General features: G+C 47.0%; 13 protein-coding genes and 1 other RNA gene. 2 read left to right on the plus strand and 12 right to left on the minus strand.

The window, feature by feature from the left end; translation table 11 throughout:
* Positions 1-11 precede the first annotated feature (11 nt).
* From AC1DYT_RS08270 to ffs, 8 genes are all read right to left on the minus strand, one after another.
* Positions 12-1,142, minus strand: a complete 1,131-nt coding sequence (locus tag AC1DYT_RS08270) for an aspartate aminotransferase family protein (protein WP_477469151.1) — start codon at positions 1,140-1,142, stop codon at positions 12-14.
* 71 nt (positions 1,143-1,213) lie between these two features.
* On the minus strand, positions 1,214-2,254 hold the full coding sequence (gene argC / locus AC1DYT_RS08275) for an N-acetyl-gamma-glutamyl-phosphate reductase (protein ID WP_477469152.1): 1,041 nt from the start codon (positions 2,252-2,254) through the stop codon (positions 1,214-1,216).
* Between the two features lie 45 nt (positions 2,255-2,299).
* A complete protein-coding gene (locus tag AC1DYT_RS08280; protein WP_477469153.1) occupies positions 2,300-2,650 on the minus strand; it encodes a cupin domain-containing protein in 351 nt (116 codons plus the stop codon).
* Positions 2,643-3,842: an argininosuccinate synthase gene (argG, locus tag AC1DYT_RS08285; protein WP_477469154.1), complete on the minus strand. Its 1,200-nt coding sequence runs from the start codon at positions 3,840-3,842 to the stop codon at positions 2,643-2,645. Before argG ends, AC1DYT_RS08280 begins: the two co-directional genes overlap by 8 nt.
* An 89-nt stretch (positions 3,843-3,931) precedes the next feature.
* On the minus strand, positions 3,932-4,585 hold the full coding sequence (locus AC1DYT_RS08290; protein WP_477458974.1) for a GNAT family N-acetyltransferase: 654 nt from the start codon (positions 4,583-4,585) through the stop codon (positions 3,932-3,934).
* Between the two features lie 444 nt (positions 4,586-5,029).
* Positions 5,030-5,986, minus strand: a complete 957-nt coding sequence (locus AC1DYT_RS08295) for a YpdA family putative bacillithiol disulfide reductase (protein WP_477469155.1) — start codon at positions 5,984-5,986, stop codon at positions 5,030-5,032.
* A gap of 224 nt (positions 5,987-6,210) precedes the next feature.
* Positions 6,211-7,179, minus strand: a complete 969-nt coding sequence (locus tag AC1DYT_RS08300; protein ID WP_477469156.1) for a hypothetical protein — start codon at positions 7,177-7,179, stop codon at positions 6,211-6,213.
* 38 nt (positions 7,180-7,217) lie between these two features.
* Positions 7,218-7,316, minus strand: an RNA gene (gene ffs / locus AC1DYT_RS08305) — signal recognition particle sRNA small type.
* Between the two features lie 353 nt (positions 7,317-7,669).
* Between ffs and AC1DYT_RS08310 the strand changes: the two genes are divergently transcribed.
* On the plus strand, positions 7,670-9,637 hold the full coding sequence (locus AC1DYT_RS08310; protein WP_477469157.1) for a glycoside hydrolase: 1,968 nt from the start codon (positions 7,670-7,672) through the stop codon (positions 9,635-9,637).
* A 110-nt stretch (positions 9,638-9,747) separates the two neighbouring features.
* Here AC1DYT_RS08310 and AC1DYT_RS08315 read toward each other — a convergent pair whose 3' ends face one another.
* The 4 genes from AC1DYT_RS08315 to AC1DYT_RS08330 all read right to left on the minus strand — a co-directional run bounded on the left by AC1DYT_RS08315 (position 9,748) and on the right by AC1DYT_RS08330 (position 12,367).
* Entirely contained in the window at positions 9,748-10,815 is a 1,068-nt protein-coding gene (locus AC1DYT_RS08315) for a serine hydrolase domain-containing protein (protein WP_477469158.1), read from the minus strand.
* Between the two features lie 116 nt (positions 10,816-10,931).
* Complete coding sequence (locus AC1DYT_RS08320) at positions 10,932-11,342, minus strand: hypothetical protein (protein WP_477469159.1); 411 nt, start codon at positions 11,340-11,342, stop codon at positions 10,932-10,934.
* A 17-nt stretch (positions 11,343-11,359) separates the two neighbouring features.
* A complete protein-coding gene (locus tag AC1DYT_RS08325) occupies positions 11,360-12,103 on the minus strand; it encodes a hypothetical protein (RefSeq protein WP_477469160.1) in 744 nt (247 codons plus the stop codon).
* A 39-nt stretch (positions 12,104-12,142) separates the two neighbouring features.
* On the minus strand, positions 12,143-12,367 hold the full coding sequence (locus AC1DYT_RS08330) for a hypothetical protein (RefSeq protein ID WP_477469161.1): 225 nt from the start codon (positions 12,365-12,367) through the stop codon (positions 12,143-12,145).
* A gap of 174 nt (positions 12,368-12,541) precedes the next feature.
* Here AC1DYT_RS08330 and AC1DYT_RS08335 point away from each other — a divergent pair, with 174 nt between their 5' ends.
* Positions 12,542-12,907 carry a DUF4130 domain-containing protein gene (locus AC1DYT_RS08335; protein WP_477469162.1) on the plus strand — a complete coding sequence of 122 codons (366 nt, stop codon included), beginning with the start codon at positions 12,542-12,544 and terminating at the stop codon, positions 12,905-12,907.
* Positions 12,908-13,343 lie beyond the last annotated feature (436 nt).

Consider the following 13,343-nt stretch of genomic DNA (forward strand, 5'->3'; position numbering starts at 1 on the left):
ATAGTTAGTATTTAAGAATTCTTCAATGTCGTATCAAATGCTTCCAGGAACCTATCCGCATAAGCTTTTGTTAAATTAAGTGCCGGTAAAAGCCTCACTACGTTTGGTTTAGCTTCACCGGTAAATATCTGGTGTTTAAATAGCAGGTCCTTTTTAACGTTGGAAAGCTCGGCAGGCAGGTCGATGCCTATCATCAATCCGCGACCACGAACTTCTTTCACCTTGTCGAATTTCTGTAGCTCTTCTATCAAGTATCCGCCTACTTCGGTGGCGTTCTGCATCAGGTTATCCTGTTCTATGATTTCTAATACGGATAATGCAGCGGTGCAAGCCAGGTGGTTGCCGCCGAAAGTTGTACCCAGTTCACCGTACCATGGTTTTATTTTTGGCGATATGCTGATGGCGCCCACAGGGAAGCCGTTACCCATGCCTTTGGCCATCGAGTAGATGTCTGCATCGATACCCGCAAAATCATGCGAGTAGAATTTGCCAGTACGGCCGTAACCGCATTGTACGCTATCCGCTATAAAAACGGCGTTATGCTCATCGCAAAGCGTGCGGATCTTCTGCAGGAAGGGCAGCGGCGCAACCTGTATGCCGCCCACGCCCTGTATGCCTTCGATAATTACCGAAGAAATCTCGTTGGCAGCAAACGCCTGCTCCAATACAGCTTCATCAGCCCATGGCAGGAAGATCACATTATCGGTTTCGTTTACCGGTGCTACAATCTTTGGGTTATCAGTAACCGCAACTGCTAATGAGGTACGGCCGTGGAATGCACCTGTAAAGGCGATTACTTTCTTTTTGCCGTTATAGAAAGAAGCGAGTTTTAAAGCATTCTCGTTTGCTTCGGCACCCGAGTTGCAAAGGAAAAGCTGGTAATCTTCTTTCCCCGAAACCTGGCCCAGCTTTTCGGCCAGTTGTTTCTGTAAAGGGATTTCGATAGAGTTGGAATAAAAGCCAATCTGGTGCAGTTGGTCTTCCAAACACTTTACATAATGGGGATGGGTGTGCCCGATAGAGATAACAGCATGGCCACCATACAGGTCGAGGTACTCGGTGCCTTTGTCGTCATAAACGAGGCTGCCGGTGCCTTTTACAATATTGATTGGGTTGATAGGGTATACGTCGAATAAATTCATTTTTTTAAAGATAATTAAAGAAAAACACAGAAAAACCTCCGAAAATTAACGGTACTACTACGGCGACGGGCTTAAAAACCAATCGCCTTAAGTCGTAATCCTGCGCGCTCATCCAGGCCAAACATCAGGTTCATATTCTGAACCGCCTGCCCGGAGGCACCTTTAAGTAAATTATCCATAATACTGATAATGAATATTTTATTGTCATGTTTCTTGACCTGAACAAAGCATTTATTGGTGTTAATGATCTGTTTCAGGTCGATATCCTTACTGGTTACATGGGTGAAAGCATGCCCGGCGTAATACTCTTTATATAATTGCAACGCCTCTGCTTCAGAGAGGTCGCTTTCGGTGTAAATGGAAGCGATTATACCCCGGGTGAAGTCGCCACGGTAAGGAACGAAGTTCACGGCTTGCCCAAAATCCGGCTGTAATTGTTTTAATGATTGCCCGATCTCGTTTAAGTGCTGGTGGCTAAAAGCCTTATATACAGACAGATTATCATTACGCCAAGTAAAGTGTGTGGTAGGCGATAAGCTTTGCCCCGCACCGGTAGAACCGGTTGTAGCGGTAACATGCACCTCATGCGTAAGTAAGCCTTTTGATGCCAGTGGCAATAAGCCCAACTGCAAACACGTAGCAAAACAACCCGGATTAGCAATGTTAGCTGCCGATTTGATAGCCTCGCGGTTCAGTTCAGGTAGGCCGTAGACAAAGTTCTTACTTTTTAATTTTGAGTTTTGATTTAGCCGGAAGTCCTGGCTTAGGTCAATTACTTTGATGCTATCCGGGATTTCGTTAGCCTCTAAAAACTTCTTTGCATCGCCGTGGCCGACACAAAGAAAAAGTACATCAACAGCGTTGGAAAGCTCTGAAGCAAACTGCAGGTCGGTGTCGCCAAACAGGTCGGTATGCACATCGTAAACATGTTTGCCGGCGCTGCTGGTGCTGTGCACAAACACAATATCCACGTTGGGGTGGTTGATGAGGATCCGCAGCATTTCGCCGCCGGTATACCCCGCACCGCCAACAATGCCTGTGCGAATAGCCCCCCGGCCCCCTGAAGGGGGAGCAGGAGTTTCGGTATTTTCTTTTATATTTTGATCACTCATGTTATTCAGTTTTAGTTCCCCCTTCAGGGGGTTAGGGGGCCTGGACTATAGGTTAACCCTGTCATTTTTTGTAGATGGTGTGGAGTACAAAATAAATTCCAGGTCGCTGCTTTCTTTATTGGCTATAAAGTGCTTTTGCCCGGGTTTAATTTCGATGCCCTGTTCGGGTTTTAAAACGCATACTTCCCCGTCGATAGAGAATGTTGCCCGCCCTTTCAGTATAAAAAAGAACTGAGAGGCCACGTCGTGGAAATGCAGTTGCTCGGCTGTATCCGGCGGCATCAGTTCCTGTTTGATGGATAGTGCGTCGGTATCAACATAATTCCAGCCGTAACAATCATCGCCCCAGCGGTAGTGGCTTAAACATTCGCTCCGCGAGAAAACGGGATTACTCATTGGTGCCGTTCACTTTATGGTATATCATTACCTGATTACCGAATATTTTAGAGAACCCTTTTACGTCTTCGCCGCTCCAGGCGTTGTTCATTTCGCCGTAGCTGCCGAATTTGTTCGACATCAAATCATGATCCGACTCGATACCCACCACCTGGAAACGGTACGGGTTCAACTGTACGAATACTTTACCGCTAACCTGTTTTTGCGTATCGGTCAGGAAAGCTTCGATGTTGCGCATGATTGGGTCATGAAACTGCCCTTCATGCAGCCAGTTACCGTAGAACATGGAAAGTTGGTCTTTCCAGGAAAGTTGCCATTTGGTTAGCACGTGTTTTTCCAGTGTATGGTGCGCTTTAATGATCACCATTGGCGCAGCGGCTTCAAAACCGACCCGCCCTTTAATACCGATAATGGTATCGCCAACGTGGATGTCCCTGCCAACGCCGTAAGGCTGCGCGATTGCCTGCAGGGCCTGGATTGCTTTAGTAGGATGGTCGTATTTTTGATCGTCGATAGCAACCAGTTCTCCGTTTTCAAAAGTAATGGTGATGTCGCGGGTGCCGGTTTCAGTAACCTGGGTAGGCCAGGCTTCTTCTGGCAAGCCAAGGTTTGAAGTAAGGGTTTCTTTACCACCTACCGATGTACCCCAGATACCTTTGTTGATAGAGTACTTAGCTTTTTCGAAGTTCATCTCCACGCCGTGTTTTTTGAGGTACTCAATTTCCGCTTCGCGACTTAGTTTTAAATCGCGGATAGGGGTGATGATTTGTACATCAGGCACCAGGATATTGAAGATCATATCAAAACGCACCTGGTCGTTACCGGCACCGGTGCTGCCGTGGGCAACGTATTCGGCACCGATTTCTTTGGCGTAGTTGGCAATGGCAGTGGCCTGGCTCACCCGTTCGGCACTAACCGAAAGTGGGTAAGTGTTGTTCTTCAATACGTTGCCGTATATTAAAAAGCGCACGCAAGTGTTGTAGAAATTCTCAGTCTCATCAACCACTTGGTGGCTGGTCACGCCCATTTGGTAAGCACGCTCTTCAACGCCTTTTAATTCTTCATCGCTGAAACCACCCGTGTTTACAATTACCGAGTGCACCTCGTAACCCAGGTCGCGCGTTAAATAAATGCAGCAGAAAGAGGTATCTAAACCGCCGCTGTATGCTAAAACTACTTTTTTCTTTGCCATTTTTTTGTTGTAGAGGAGACGCAAAATATTGCGTCTCTACGTTTTGTATTTTATTGTAGGAGACGCAATATTTTACGTCTCAGGATATTTTAATTGAAAGCAACGATGTGTTCCAAACGTTTCTTTATTGCCGCTTCAATACGTTCCAGCAGTGTTGCCTTATGCGTAATTTTTTTCATCTTTTCCTCGTACTGTTTTTGCACTTCGGCCGGGTCGAACAGCATGGCGGTGCACATGCAGTTTTTGCGGCCCTTGGCTGTCAGTATGTCGAAGTTTACGCAGCTGGTGCAGCCTTTCCAGAAATTCTCGTCCTGCGTAAGTTCCGAATAGGTTACCGGCTCATAGCCCAATTCCGAGTTTATCTTCATTACGGCGAGGCCGGTAGTTAAGCCGAATATCTTGGAATCGGGATATTTCTGGCGCGAGAGCTGGAATATCTTATGCTTGATGGCTTTGGCCAAACCCGCTTTGCGATAAATTGGGTTTACGATAAGCCCCGAGTTGGCCACGAAATCGCCGTGGCTCCAGGTTTCAATATAGCAGAAACCGGCCCAGGTACCGTCTTTATGCAGGGCTATTACCGCCTTGCCTTCCAGCATCTTATTGGCAACATATTCGGGCGAGCGCTGGGCAATACCTGTGCCACGCGCTTTTGCCGATTCTGCCATCTCATCGCATATCAAAGGCGCAAAGTCGGCGTGTTGTGCCGAGGCTACCTGTATGTCAAAATCTTGTATGGTCATTATAATAGAAAGATTACCGTTAAATTATTGGCTTTTGAGCCGTAAATAATTAGAGGGGTTAGGGTTGAAGAAGTTTAAACGCTTCTTTGGGCTGGGTGAGGGGCTATAGCCCAATTCACACACGGGGGATGAAAACCCGTCGTCGGCTGGGGGAGAAGAATAAAACAAATGAAACCAAAACAGCAGCTACAGGCGCAAATATTGCCCTGTTAACCGTTGTATTTAAGTTTTTTTGATTCATTTCGATAAAAGTTTTATTCCTTTTAAAATTTGTGCAAAGTATTGCATAATAATTTACTTATGCAAGGGAAAAATGTTGGAAAGTTGTAATGTTACAAAGTTGTAAGGTTTTAGTGCCTACAATGAGGTTGATTCCCGGCGAGCTCAATCGTTCTTAACCTTTTAACTTTCCAACTTTAAAACCTTTCAACAATCACCAACATTTCAACGTTTCCCCACAATATCGGCGATAATCATCTCCGCGTGTATGCGCGAGTTTTCTATGAACCACAGGTGCGTATCAAGCCCGCCGCATACTACACCCGCCAGGTACATGCCGGGCAGGTTGGTTTCCATGGTATCGGCGTTGTATTGAGGAATGAATTTATCTTTGGTAAGGTTGATGCCCAGTTGGGCAAGGAAGTCGAAATTGGGTTTATAGCCCGTCATGGCCATTACGAAATCGTTTGGGATGGTAATGAGGCCATCGGGGGTTTGTATGTCCACTTCGGTTTCGCGGACGGCCGCCAGGCTGGAATTGAAGTGCGCCGTTATGCTGCCTTCTTTGATACGGTTGATGATATCGGGCCGTACCCAGTATTTTACCCGGCTGCTTACTTCATCGCCACGGATGATGAGGGTAACATGCGCACCCTTTCGATAGGTTTCTAAAGCTACATCTATAGCCGAGTTGCTGCTGCCCACTACCACTACGTTTTGCATGGCGTAATAGTGTGGGTCTTTGTAGTAGTGTTTTACTTTGGGCAGATTTTCGCCGGGGATATCGAGGTTAACGGCAATATCGTAAAATCCGGTACTTAGGATAACCTTTTTTGCCTGGTAAGTACGCTTGTTGCTGGTGATGGCATAGCTTTCGGCACCGCCTGTTATATCTGTAATTTCTTCGAAGAGGTTTATCGGTAACTTATCATCCAGTGCCACGCGGCGGTAATACTCCAGGGCCTCGTTGCGGTTGGGTTGCTTGTTCACGCTGATGAAGGGTACGCCGCCAATCTCCAGCCGCTCGCTGGTAGAGAAGAACGTCATGGTAGCGGGGTAGTTGTAAAGCGAGTTTACCAGGCAGCCTTTTTCTACGATGGTGAAGCTAAGCCCCGCCTTTTGCGCTGCCAGTCCGCAAGCCAGGCCGATAGGGCCTGCACCTATGATGAGTATATCGAGCATAGGGCGAAGATAGGCGTTAAGCCGCGTAGGGAAGAAAGGAATATCGAATAATGAATTTTGAATGATGAATGTCGAAGTGAATGATTGGTGAGTCGATACTTATTTGCAAATGGCGATTAACCCGCACCAGGGATTGGAAGGGGAAGCCATCGTGTGAGGGGGAAGCGCGGGGGCAAGGATGGCCGAAGCATAGCCCTGTAAAGCCCGGCCCGCAGGGGGTGCCATTATTGTTTTTTTAACGGGAAATTATAGAAGACGATTTTACCATCGCTAAAGTCTATGAAGCCGGTGCTTTTATCGTTTTCATATGTAATGAAGGGATGAGGATGCCGGTTACTCCAAAATTCTGTAAATGAATCAAAATGTTCACTTTTTATTTCCCGTATGAGTATTAGGGAATTGTTTTCAATAGTATAAATCCCTAATTGAACAAATTCTCCCGTAACCGGCGTAGTTTTTACCAAGACAAAATACGCTTTAGCCTCCTTTATAAATTTGCCAACGCATAATTGAGAGTATGATTCAAAGATGGTCACTTTTCCCAAATCAAATATTTTTCCGTCTCTGCCTTGCCAATAGCCCTTTTTAAAGTCATTTGGGTTGTAGGGCGGCAATTTTGTCGGGTCAGCAATTTTTAAGACATGCACGGAACCTTCGCCGTGCCCAAGAGTTGAGGTGACAAAATACGCTGTGTTTGACTTATGGACATCAAATGCACATGTACACCACGTTTGATAAAGCTTGCTGGTTGTTTTACTTTTGAAAAATATAGTTCCACCAAACTCCCCCTGGCAAATGCTGGAAACGATATAATCGTTGTCTTCAAATATTTTGTTGCCAGGGTATTCTGTGGCTACTTTTCTCAGGTATTCCCATTTGCCATTTTTTAGCGAATAATATTTGTATTCGCTTTCTGCTTGTATCCTGTCTTCACTAACATAAATAGCACGCAATTCGTCATCGTCGAAATCGACAAAATAAGTGGAATCTAAGGCGTTGGTATTTTTATTGAACCTATAAAGGCCATTGCCGTATGTAAGCAAATAGTAATAGCCTTCAAAAAAAGTAACAGCGCGCAGTTCGCCTTTAAATTCAAACATTGATGGCGCAGTTTTAACCATAGCCAGCCGATGGCTGCAACCACCCAATAAAACGCAAAAAAGAAGAGCGATGATTGAAAGAGCTTTGTTCATGGTTTGGGATACACAAAGCTAAAAATAAGAAAATAAAAAAAGGGTAAGCTACTTTTATCGCGCCGCTCAACTCTCTACCCTTGCTGTGTTCCCACCCTGGGGGAGTTCAAGAGGAGCTGGCCGTAAAAGACTTACCCCGGCGCAAAGATAGAAAAACCATGCGGTTAGCATTAATAAATTGTTAAAAAAGGCTTCACATACGCTTTAGGGGTTGATTGACAGTAAATTATTTATTGGTGCAGGCTGTATCGGCACCTAACTATTTGCTTTGATGCTTCGATATTACTGCCCGACGGTACGAACGGTTCTAATGATAAAAATTTCATGACGAGATTTGTTTATTTCCAAATATAACGAGAAACCTGCAAGCTGGATAATATCATCCTCCGGGAATCCTGCTGCATGTTTCCTACACGTTTATGTTAAAATATCATTGCCTGCTATCGCGACCGTTAATGTATTTTAGGCTTTTCTTAAAACCGTCCCGTTGATGAACCATCGCCACGCTTTCCGCCCTGTATACCAGGCACTTACACTGCTCGTTTTATTGCTTTGCCTGTTTACGGCCAACCGCGCAGCCGCCCAAGCCGAGGTGCAGCCATGGGGCAACATTACCGGTATCCGCAGCCACGGCCAGCTTTACGCTTTCGAAAGTCGTTTACTAGTAATAAGCGCCAACGGTAATAAAATGGCTGCCACAGCTAAGGAAAAGCAGTCGCCGAAATACAACCGCCGCGACGAGAGCCAAATCGTATCCACCCGCATCGATAGTTTGTTCTTCGGGCAAACGGTTACGGAGGACGGCACCGGTAAAATAAAAGTGGCTTTACAAGTTATTGCCAAAAAAGACACCTCGCTTAAAGGCGTGTTCTTTTGCCTTACGCTGCCGGCAGCCGAATATGGCGCGAGCAAGGTAGTATTATCCGGCATAAAAGAAGATTCAGTTACGAGCGACGCGCCCGCCCTGGCCAACAGTTTCGTAAATAAGCGGGTCAAATCCGTAGCGTTTGTGGCGGTAACGCGTAAGCTTAAGCTAAGCTTTGATACGCCCGAGCGTATCGTAGTGCGTAAAGATTCGCTCGGAAATCTGCAGTTGTACCTGCCGCTGGCATTAGACGTAGTGCACCGCGGCGATATTATCGAAAAAACATTCAGCATAAAAATAGGGGGTGATATAGATGACATGCCCATTGACCTTACGGTAAATACTGCGCAACCCGGGCGTGAATTTGCCGGGCTTGGTGGCAACTTCCGCCTGCAAAATCCTAAAACCGACCCGCAGGTTATTGATTACAGCCTCCAGAACCTGCGCGTGGCCTGGGGTAGGGTAGAGATGCCCTGGCGTTTTTGGCAACCCGATAAGGATACCGACCCGATTGCTGCGGCTAACGATGGCAAGTTAAACCCCTTCGTGTTAAAATCTATGCAGATGGGGCATCGGTTGGATAGCCTGGGCGTGCCGGTAATATTATCGGCATGGTCGGCGCCCAACTGGGCCATTGTTGGGCCGCCAAAGTTCCGGCCTGGTCCCGACGGTGTATGGGGCAATCCGCTCGACCATAACCGCGATGAGGCTATCTATAAGTCTATCACCGATTATATCCTATACGTAAAGGCTAAATATGGCTTCGAGTACAAGCTTTTCTCGTTCAACGAGTCGGATCTGGGTATCAACATACGCCTCACCGGCGAGGAGCACCGCGATTTTATCAAAGGCCTGGGCGCTTATATGGCTTCTAAAGGCCTGCAAACCAAGCTGCTGCTGGGCGATAATTCCGATGCGAATACGTATAATTTTATTTACCCTGCCATAGCCGACCCGGCCACCCAGCCGTATATCGGTGCCATATCTTTCCACTCCTGGCGCGGCTGGGACAAGGAGACCTTAGATAAATGGGCCGATGCCGCCACCAAAACCAACCTGCCGCTTATAGTCGGCGAGGGCAGCATAGATGCCGCCGCGTGGAGCTACCCCGACATATTTCAGGAGCAAACCTACGCGCTGGAAGAAATTAACCTGTACGTGCGCCTGCTGGCGATTTGCCAGCCCGCATCGATACTGCAATGGCAATTAACGGCCGACTACTCGCCGTTGATAGGCGGCGGCATCTTTGGCAATAACGAGCCGCTGCACCCCGGTCAACGTTTCTGGAATTTGAAACAGCTGGCTAATACACCCGCCGGCCTGCGGGCCATGCCTATCAGCGTAAGCCGGCCGGGGATATCCGCTGCTGCCCTGGGCGATAACGGCAAGGGCGTTTACGCGGTTCAACTGGTAAACAACGGAAGCACACGCGCCGTAAACCTTACAGGCCTGCCACTGAAGGTGACCAAACTGCGCTATTACGTCACCAACCGCAAAACCAACCTGAAAGAGGAGCACGCTGTGGAACTGAAAGATGGCGCGTTTAAATTCAAGTTGCCTGCGGTAAGTTACGTGAGTTTGATAAGTGAGTAAGGGCGGATGTGCAGATTATAGATGTGGCAATTCTGGCGGGCTGATGCCGGTGTCATAACCCGTTTCATTCTTTAATCATCTGCACATCTGAAATTTGCACATCCGCACATCTACTTCATCGCTTCCTGCAATAAGCCTACCAACTCTTTATACCTTTCGCCGCGGCCATCGTTCTTGATGTAATAGCATAGCAAAAAGGCTGTATAATGCCCCTTATTATCCACCACTGGGAAACTGCCGAAAAGGCCCGGACTGCTTACTACGTTTGGCCCCATTATCCATTCGCCATAGCCATAACCCATGCTTCCTGCTTCGGCGGGCGAGTAACCTATCTTTACGTCGGTTGTTACACGGTTTATCTGCATCTCGGCAATGCTCGCTTCGCTCAGGATGCGCTTGCCTTTATAAAGGCCCTTGTTCAGTATCATCACCAAAAAGTTGGTGTAGTCGTTGGCGCTGCTGTTGGCACCACCTGCGGGCAAGGCAACCTTGCTGGTGCCGAAATCGCTGTTCTTCATTTCCAGCGGACGGGCAATTCGCTCGGCAAAAAGTGTGTGGAAATCCTTCCCGCTTATTTTCTCGATAATGGCGCCGGCAATCTGCAAACCTGCATTGCTGTAATGGAACACTGTGCCGGGCTTCCCCTCCATGGGCAGGGCGGCAATATCGGCAATGACATCGTCCATCGTTTCAACGCTGCGCATCTCCTGCAGGCTTTCTTTCAACGAAGGCGTTTTAATACCAGTCATATGCGACAGGCACTGGCTTACGGTAATATTGCCCTTGCCATGCTGCGAAAGCACCGGCAGGTACTTACCCACAGTATCGGTAAGTTTTAGTTTGCCCTCGTCCACAAAGGTCATTACCAGGGCGGCACTGAGCCATTTGCTGCAGCTGGCTATCGGTATTTTGGTATCGGCGTTATAATCATCCAGGTTAGCGGTTTTGTTTTGCTTGCGGGCCATAAATTTGTTCACCATTTTTTGCCTGCGCGATAAACCGTTTACGGCCTTATCATAAACCACCTTGCCATCTTTATAAACAACCAGTACGCTGCGGCCACCCATGGCGGGGGTATTATCATTCAGCCAGGCCTCTACCTTATCAAAATTTTGCTGTGCATTTGCCTTGCCTGCCAGCAGGAGTAGGAAAAATGCGAAAATGAAGTATTTTTTCATGGTGGTTTTTTTGTTTGAACCGTATGTTACAGCCCCGCCTGTAACCTTTCTAATGGGGCGGACTTAATTTTTTTTACAACGTCCTCAGCGAAAAAGGCCAGGGCGAGGCTAAATACTCAATCATCCATAAGGGCTTTTTTTACAGCTGCCATTTTATCTTTCACTATTTTTTGGTACGCATCGTACTGGCTGGTCGTTAAAATGGTTTTCAGTTTGGCATCTTTCTCTTTCATGATAGAGCGGGCTTTCATCCCCTTGCTTAACCGGCTATCGTCTGAAGTGAAAAGCGGCTGCATTTTTTTGGCGTACTCCAGGTTAAGCTTGCTCACCTGCTGGTATTGCACATCGGTAAGCTTCAGATCCTTTTTCATCATATTGTTCTGCCAGTCGGCCCGCTGCTGCGGTGTGGATTTTTTGATGGCGGCTGCATCCATTTGCTGGGCCTTTACCGGAGCTGATGAAAGTATAGCCAAAAACAGCAGGATAAGTGCCACCCCGTATCCTACCTTTACTGTTGTGTTTTTCATAGGCGCAATTTAATATTTTACCAGCTAACCGCGTAAGTAGCACCGCTGGCGAACACGATATTGGCTTTTTTGCCGCCCAGGAAAGTAATTGTGGCGCTGTAGCTAAAGGTTTCGCCGGTAGATGCTGTGCCGGTTACCTTAACCGTGCCGGTACCCGATGTTATTTGTTGGTTGTCCTTGCTAACCTTTACATCGGTAGTAATGATGTTTACCGTGCTGCTAAAGCTACGGTTGTTGCGCACTTTTGATTGCTGCGTACCGTTGCGTGTATAGGTTTGGTTTACCACGTATTCGCTGCTGCTAAGCTCAAGCCCGGTAACGGTAAAGGCGCCGGTAGAGTTATCGTCAGACGACATCCTGGGGCCAGAGTAGGTGCTGCTGCCGGTAAAAGTAAAATCGAGTTTTGAGGGGATGCTGCCCACGCTGCAGGTAAGCAAGCGGTGCCAGCTAAGGTTGTAGCTATAGGCGCGCGCTGCGGTGCTGCCCGATCCGGTAATGGTGCTATCTTTTGCTACGCCGCATTTGGCACTGCCGCTGTTGGTTACCGTTATGGTGGCGGCGGCGGTGGTTTGCAAGGCAAGGCCGCCACTGGCGGGGTCTACTGCTTGTACCATTACTTCGGCTGCTTCCTCTTCTGTAACGGCGTTGCCGGCGGCGCTGTCTTTTTTGCAGGAGGATAAAGCCATGGCGAAGGCAAGCGCAGTTATAGTGAATAGTTTGGCAATGCTGCCTCCGTATAGGGTAATTTGACTTGTTTTCATGATGCTTATGTTGTGTTTTTGGGGTTTAATGATACGGTATTAATGAACCACGATAACTGCGCGCCTGCGGACCGGCCGCACTACCACAGGTCTTACTAAAGGCCTCGCTACTACTATTGGCCTTGCCACAATTACCGGCCTTGCCGCAACAGGGCGTGTAACCACTACAACGCGGTGGCGCGGATGCCTTACCACAACCCTGGTCTGCGCCTGTGCTGTTATGGCCGAGATGACTACCGCTAAGCTTAAAAGGATCTTTTTCATATTGGATGTTTTTTGTTTGTTGATGCTAATTTGAGCCGAATTACCCATCATGGTTTAATCAAAACCGGCGAAGCTGAAAAATTGGGCGGCGAAGTGATTGCAGGTTTGCAAGGCGTGTAAATAAACTGCGGAAATCAGGCTGAGACACTGAATTGAAAGACTTTTAATACGCTTATGGTAATTGCCTGTATTCTTAAAACGTTTAAAATTTTCTATTATCTCAATCAAAATTACCGCCTTAGCGTAAACCAGAAACTGCCAACCGAAGTGAGCCTTGATCAGAAATGGATAAACGACGATATCAAACGGAAGTACGGCTTGTTTTACGACCTGCACGATACGCTATTTATCGAATTGGATTTTGCCGAGGCCAACAAGCCGGGCAACGTAATCGCCGCTTTCAGCCAGGAGGAGGGTATTTACCAGCAACTGTGGAAGTGCTATTTCAACAGCGTAAACATCATTTCGCGCAAAAATACGCGCCTCCATGTGCGCCATATTCCCAAGAGATATTGGAAGCATTTAACCGAAAAAATTTAAGTTTTTCCGTTTTTACGCGTTTTTAGGAGGGTAATTATTGAGCAGGAATGTGGATTTTGCTATTTGGATGTGGATAACGCCAGAAGTACTGAATGTGAGCCAACTAGGTAATCAATTCATTATCAACTTTTCATAAATGTTGATAACCTTTCATTTTGTGTTAATAACGTGTTAATAAGAAAAATAAAAAAATATTGAAAAACACTTGACAGATATACCTAAAACTTCCGATATTGTAAATATCAAGAACGACGTACTTTGACAGCCTTAAAGGATTACAGAAACTAAATCGGGCGAACCTTCGGGGGAGCTAAAGATTAGGGAAGTGCCTGGGTCACATGAAGAAGAAAGAAGCGAAAGCAACACTGCTTCGGAAGTGATTAAAAAGGGGTATTACGGGTTTTGTTACACTTTACGGAGAACGGCAAACGAGGTA

The organism is Mucilaginibacter sp. P1_D10 (genome assembly GCF_056406215.1).

Bases quoted from the DNA above. Each gene is read 5' to 3' on its own strand.
- AC1DYT_RS08330 (WP_477469161.1), bottom strand. From the start codon at position 12,367: ATGAAAAAGATCCTTTTAAGCTTAGCGGTAGTCATCTCGGCCATAACA.
- AC1DYT_RS08335 (WP_477469162.1), top strand. From the start codon at position 12,542: ATGGTAATTGCCTGTATTCTTAAAACGTTTAAAATTTTCTATTATCTC.
- AC1DYT_RS08325 (WP_477469160.1), bottom strand. From the start codon at position 12,103: ATGAAAACAAGTCAAATTACCCTATACGGAGGCAGCATTGCCAAACTA.
- AC1DYT_RS08315 (WP_477469158.1), bottom strand. From the start codon at position 10,815: ATGAAAAAATACTTCATTTTCGCATTTTTCCTACTCCTGCTGGCAGGC.
- AC1DYT_RS08295 (WP_477469155.1), bottom strand. From the start codon at position 5,986: ATGCTCGATATACTCATCATAGGTGCAGGCCCTATCGGCCTGGCTTGC.
- AC1DYT_RS08270 (WP_477469151.1), bottom strand. From the start codon at position 1,142: ATGAATTTATTCGACGTATACCCTATCAACCCAATCAATATTGTAAAA.
- AC1DYT_RS08280 (WP_477469153.1), bottom strand. From the start codon at position 2,650: ATGAGTAATCCCGTTTTCTCGCGGAGCGAATGTTTAAGCCACTACCGC.
- AC1DYT_RS08320 (WP_477469159.1), bottom strand. From the start codon at position 11,342: ATGAAAAACACAACAGTAAAGGTAGGATACGGGGTGGCACTTATCCTG.
- AC1DYT_RS08300 (WP_477469156.1), bottom strand. From the start codon at position 7,179: ATGAACAAAGCTCTTTCAATCATCGCTCTTCTTTTTTGCGTTTTATTG.
- AC1DYT_RS08290 (WP_477458974.1), bottom strand. From the start codon at position 4,585: ATGACCATACAAGATTTTGACATACAGGTAGCCTCGGCACAACACGCC.
- AC1DYT_RS08310 (WP_477469157.1), top strand. From the start codon at position 7,670: ATGAACCATCGCCACGCTTTCCGCCCTGTATACCAGGCACTTACACTG.
- argC (WP_477469152.1), bottom strand. From the start codon at position 2,254: ATGAGTGATCAAAATATAAAAGAAAATACCGAAACTCCTGCTCCCCCT.
- argG (WP_477469154.1), bottom strand. From the start codon at position 3,842: ATGGCAAAGAAAAAAGTAGTTTTAGCATACAGCGGCGGTTTAGATACC.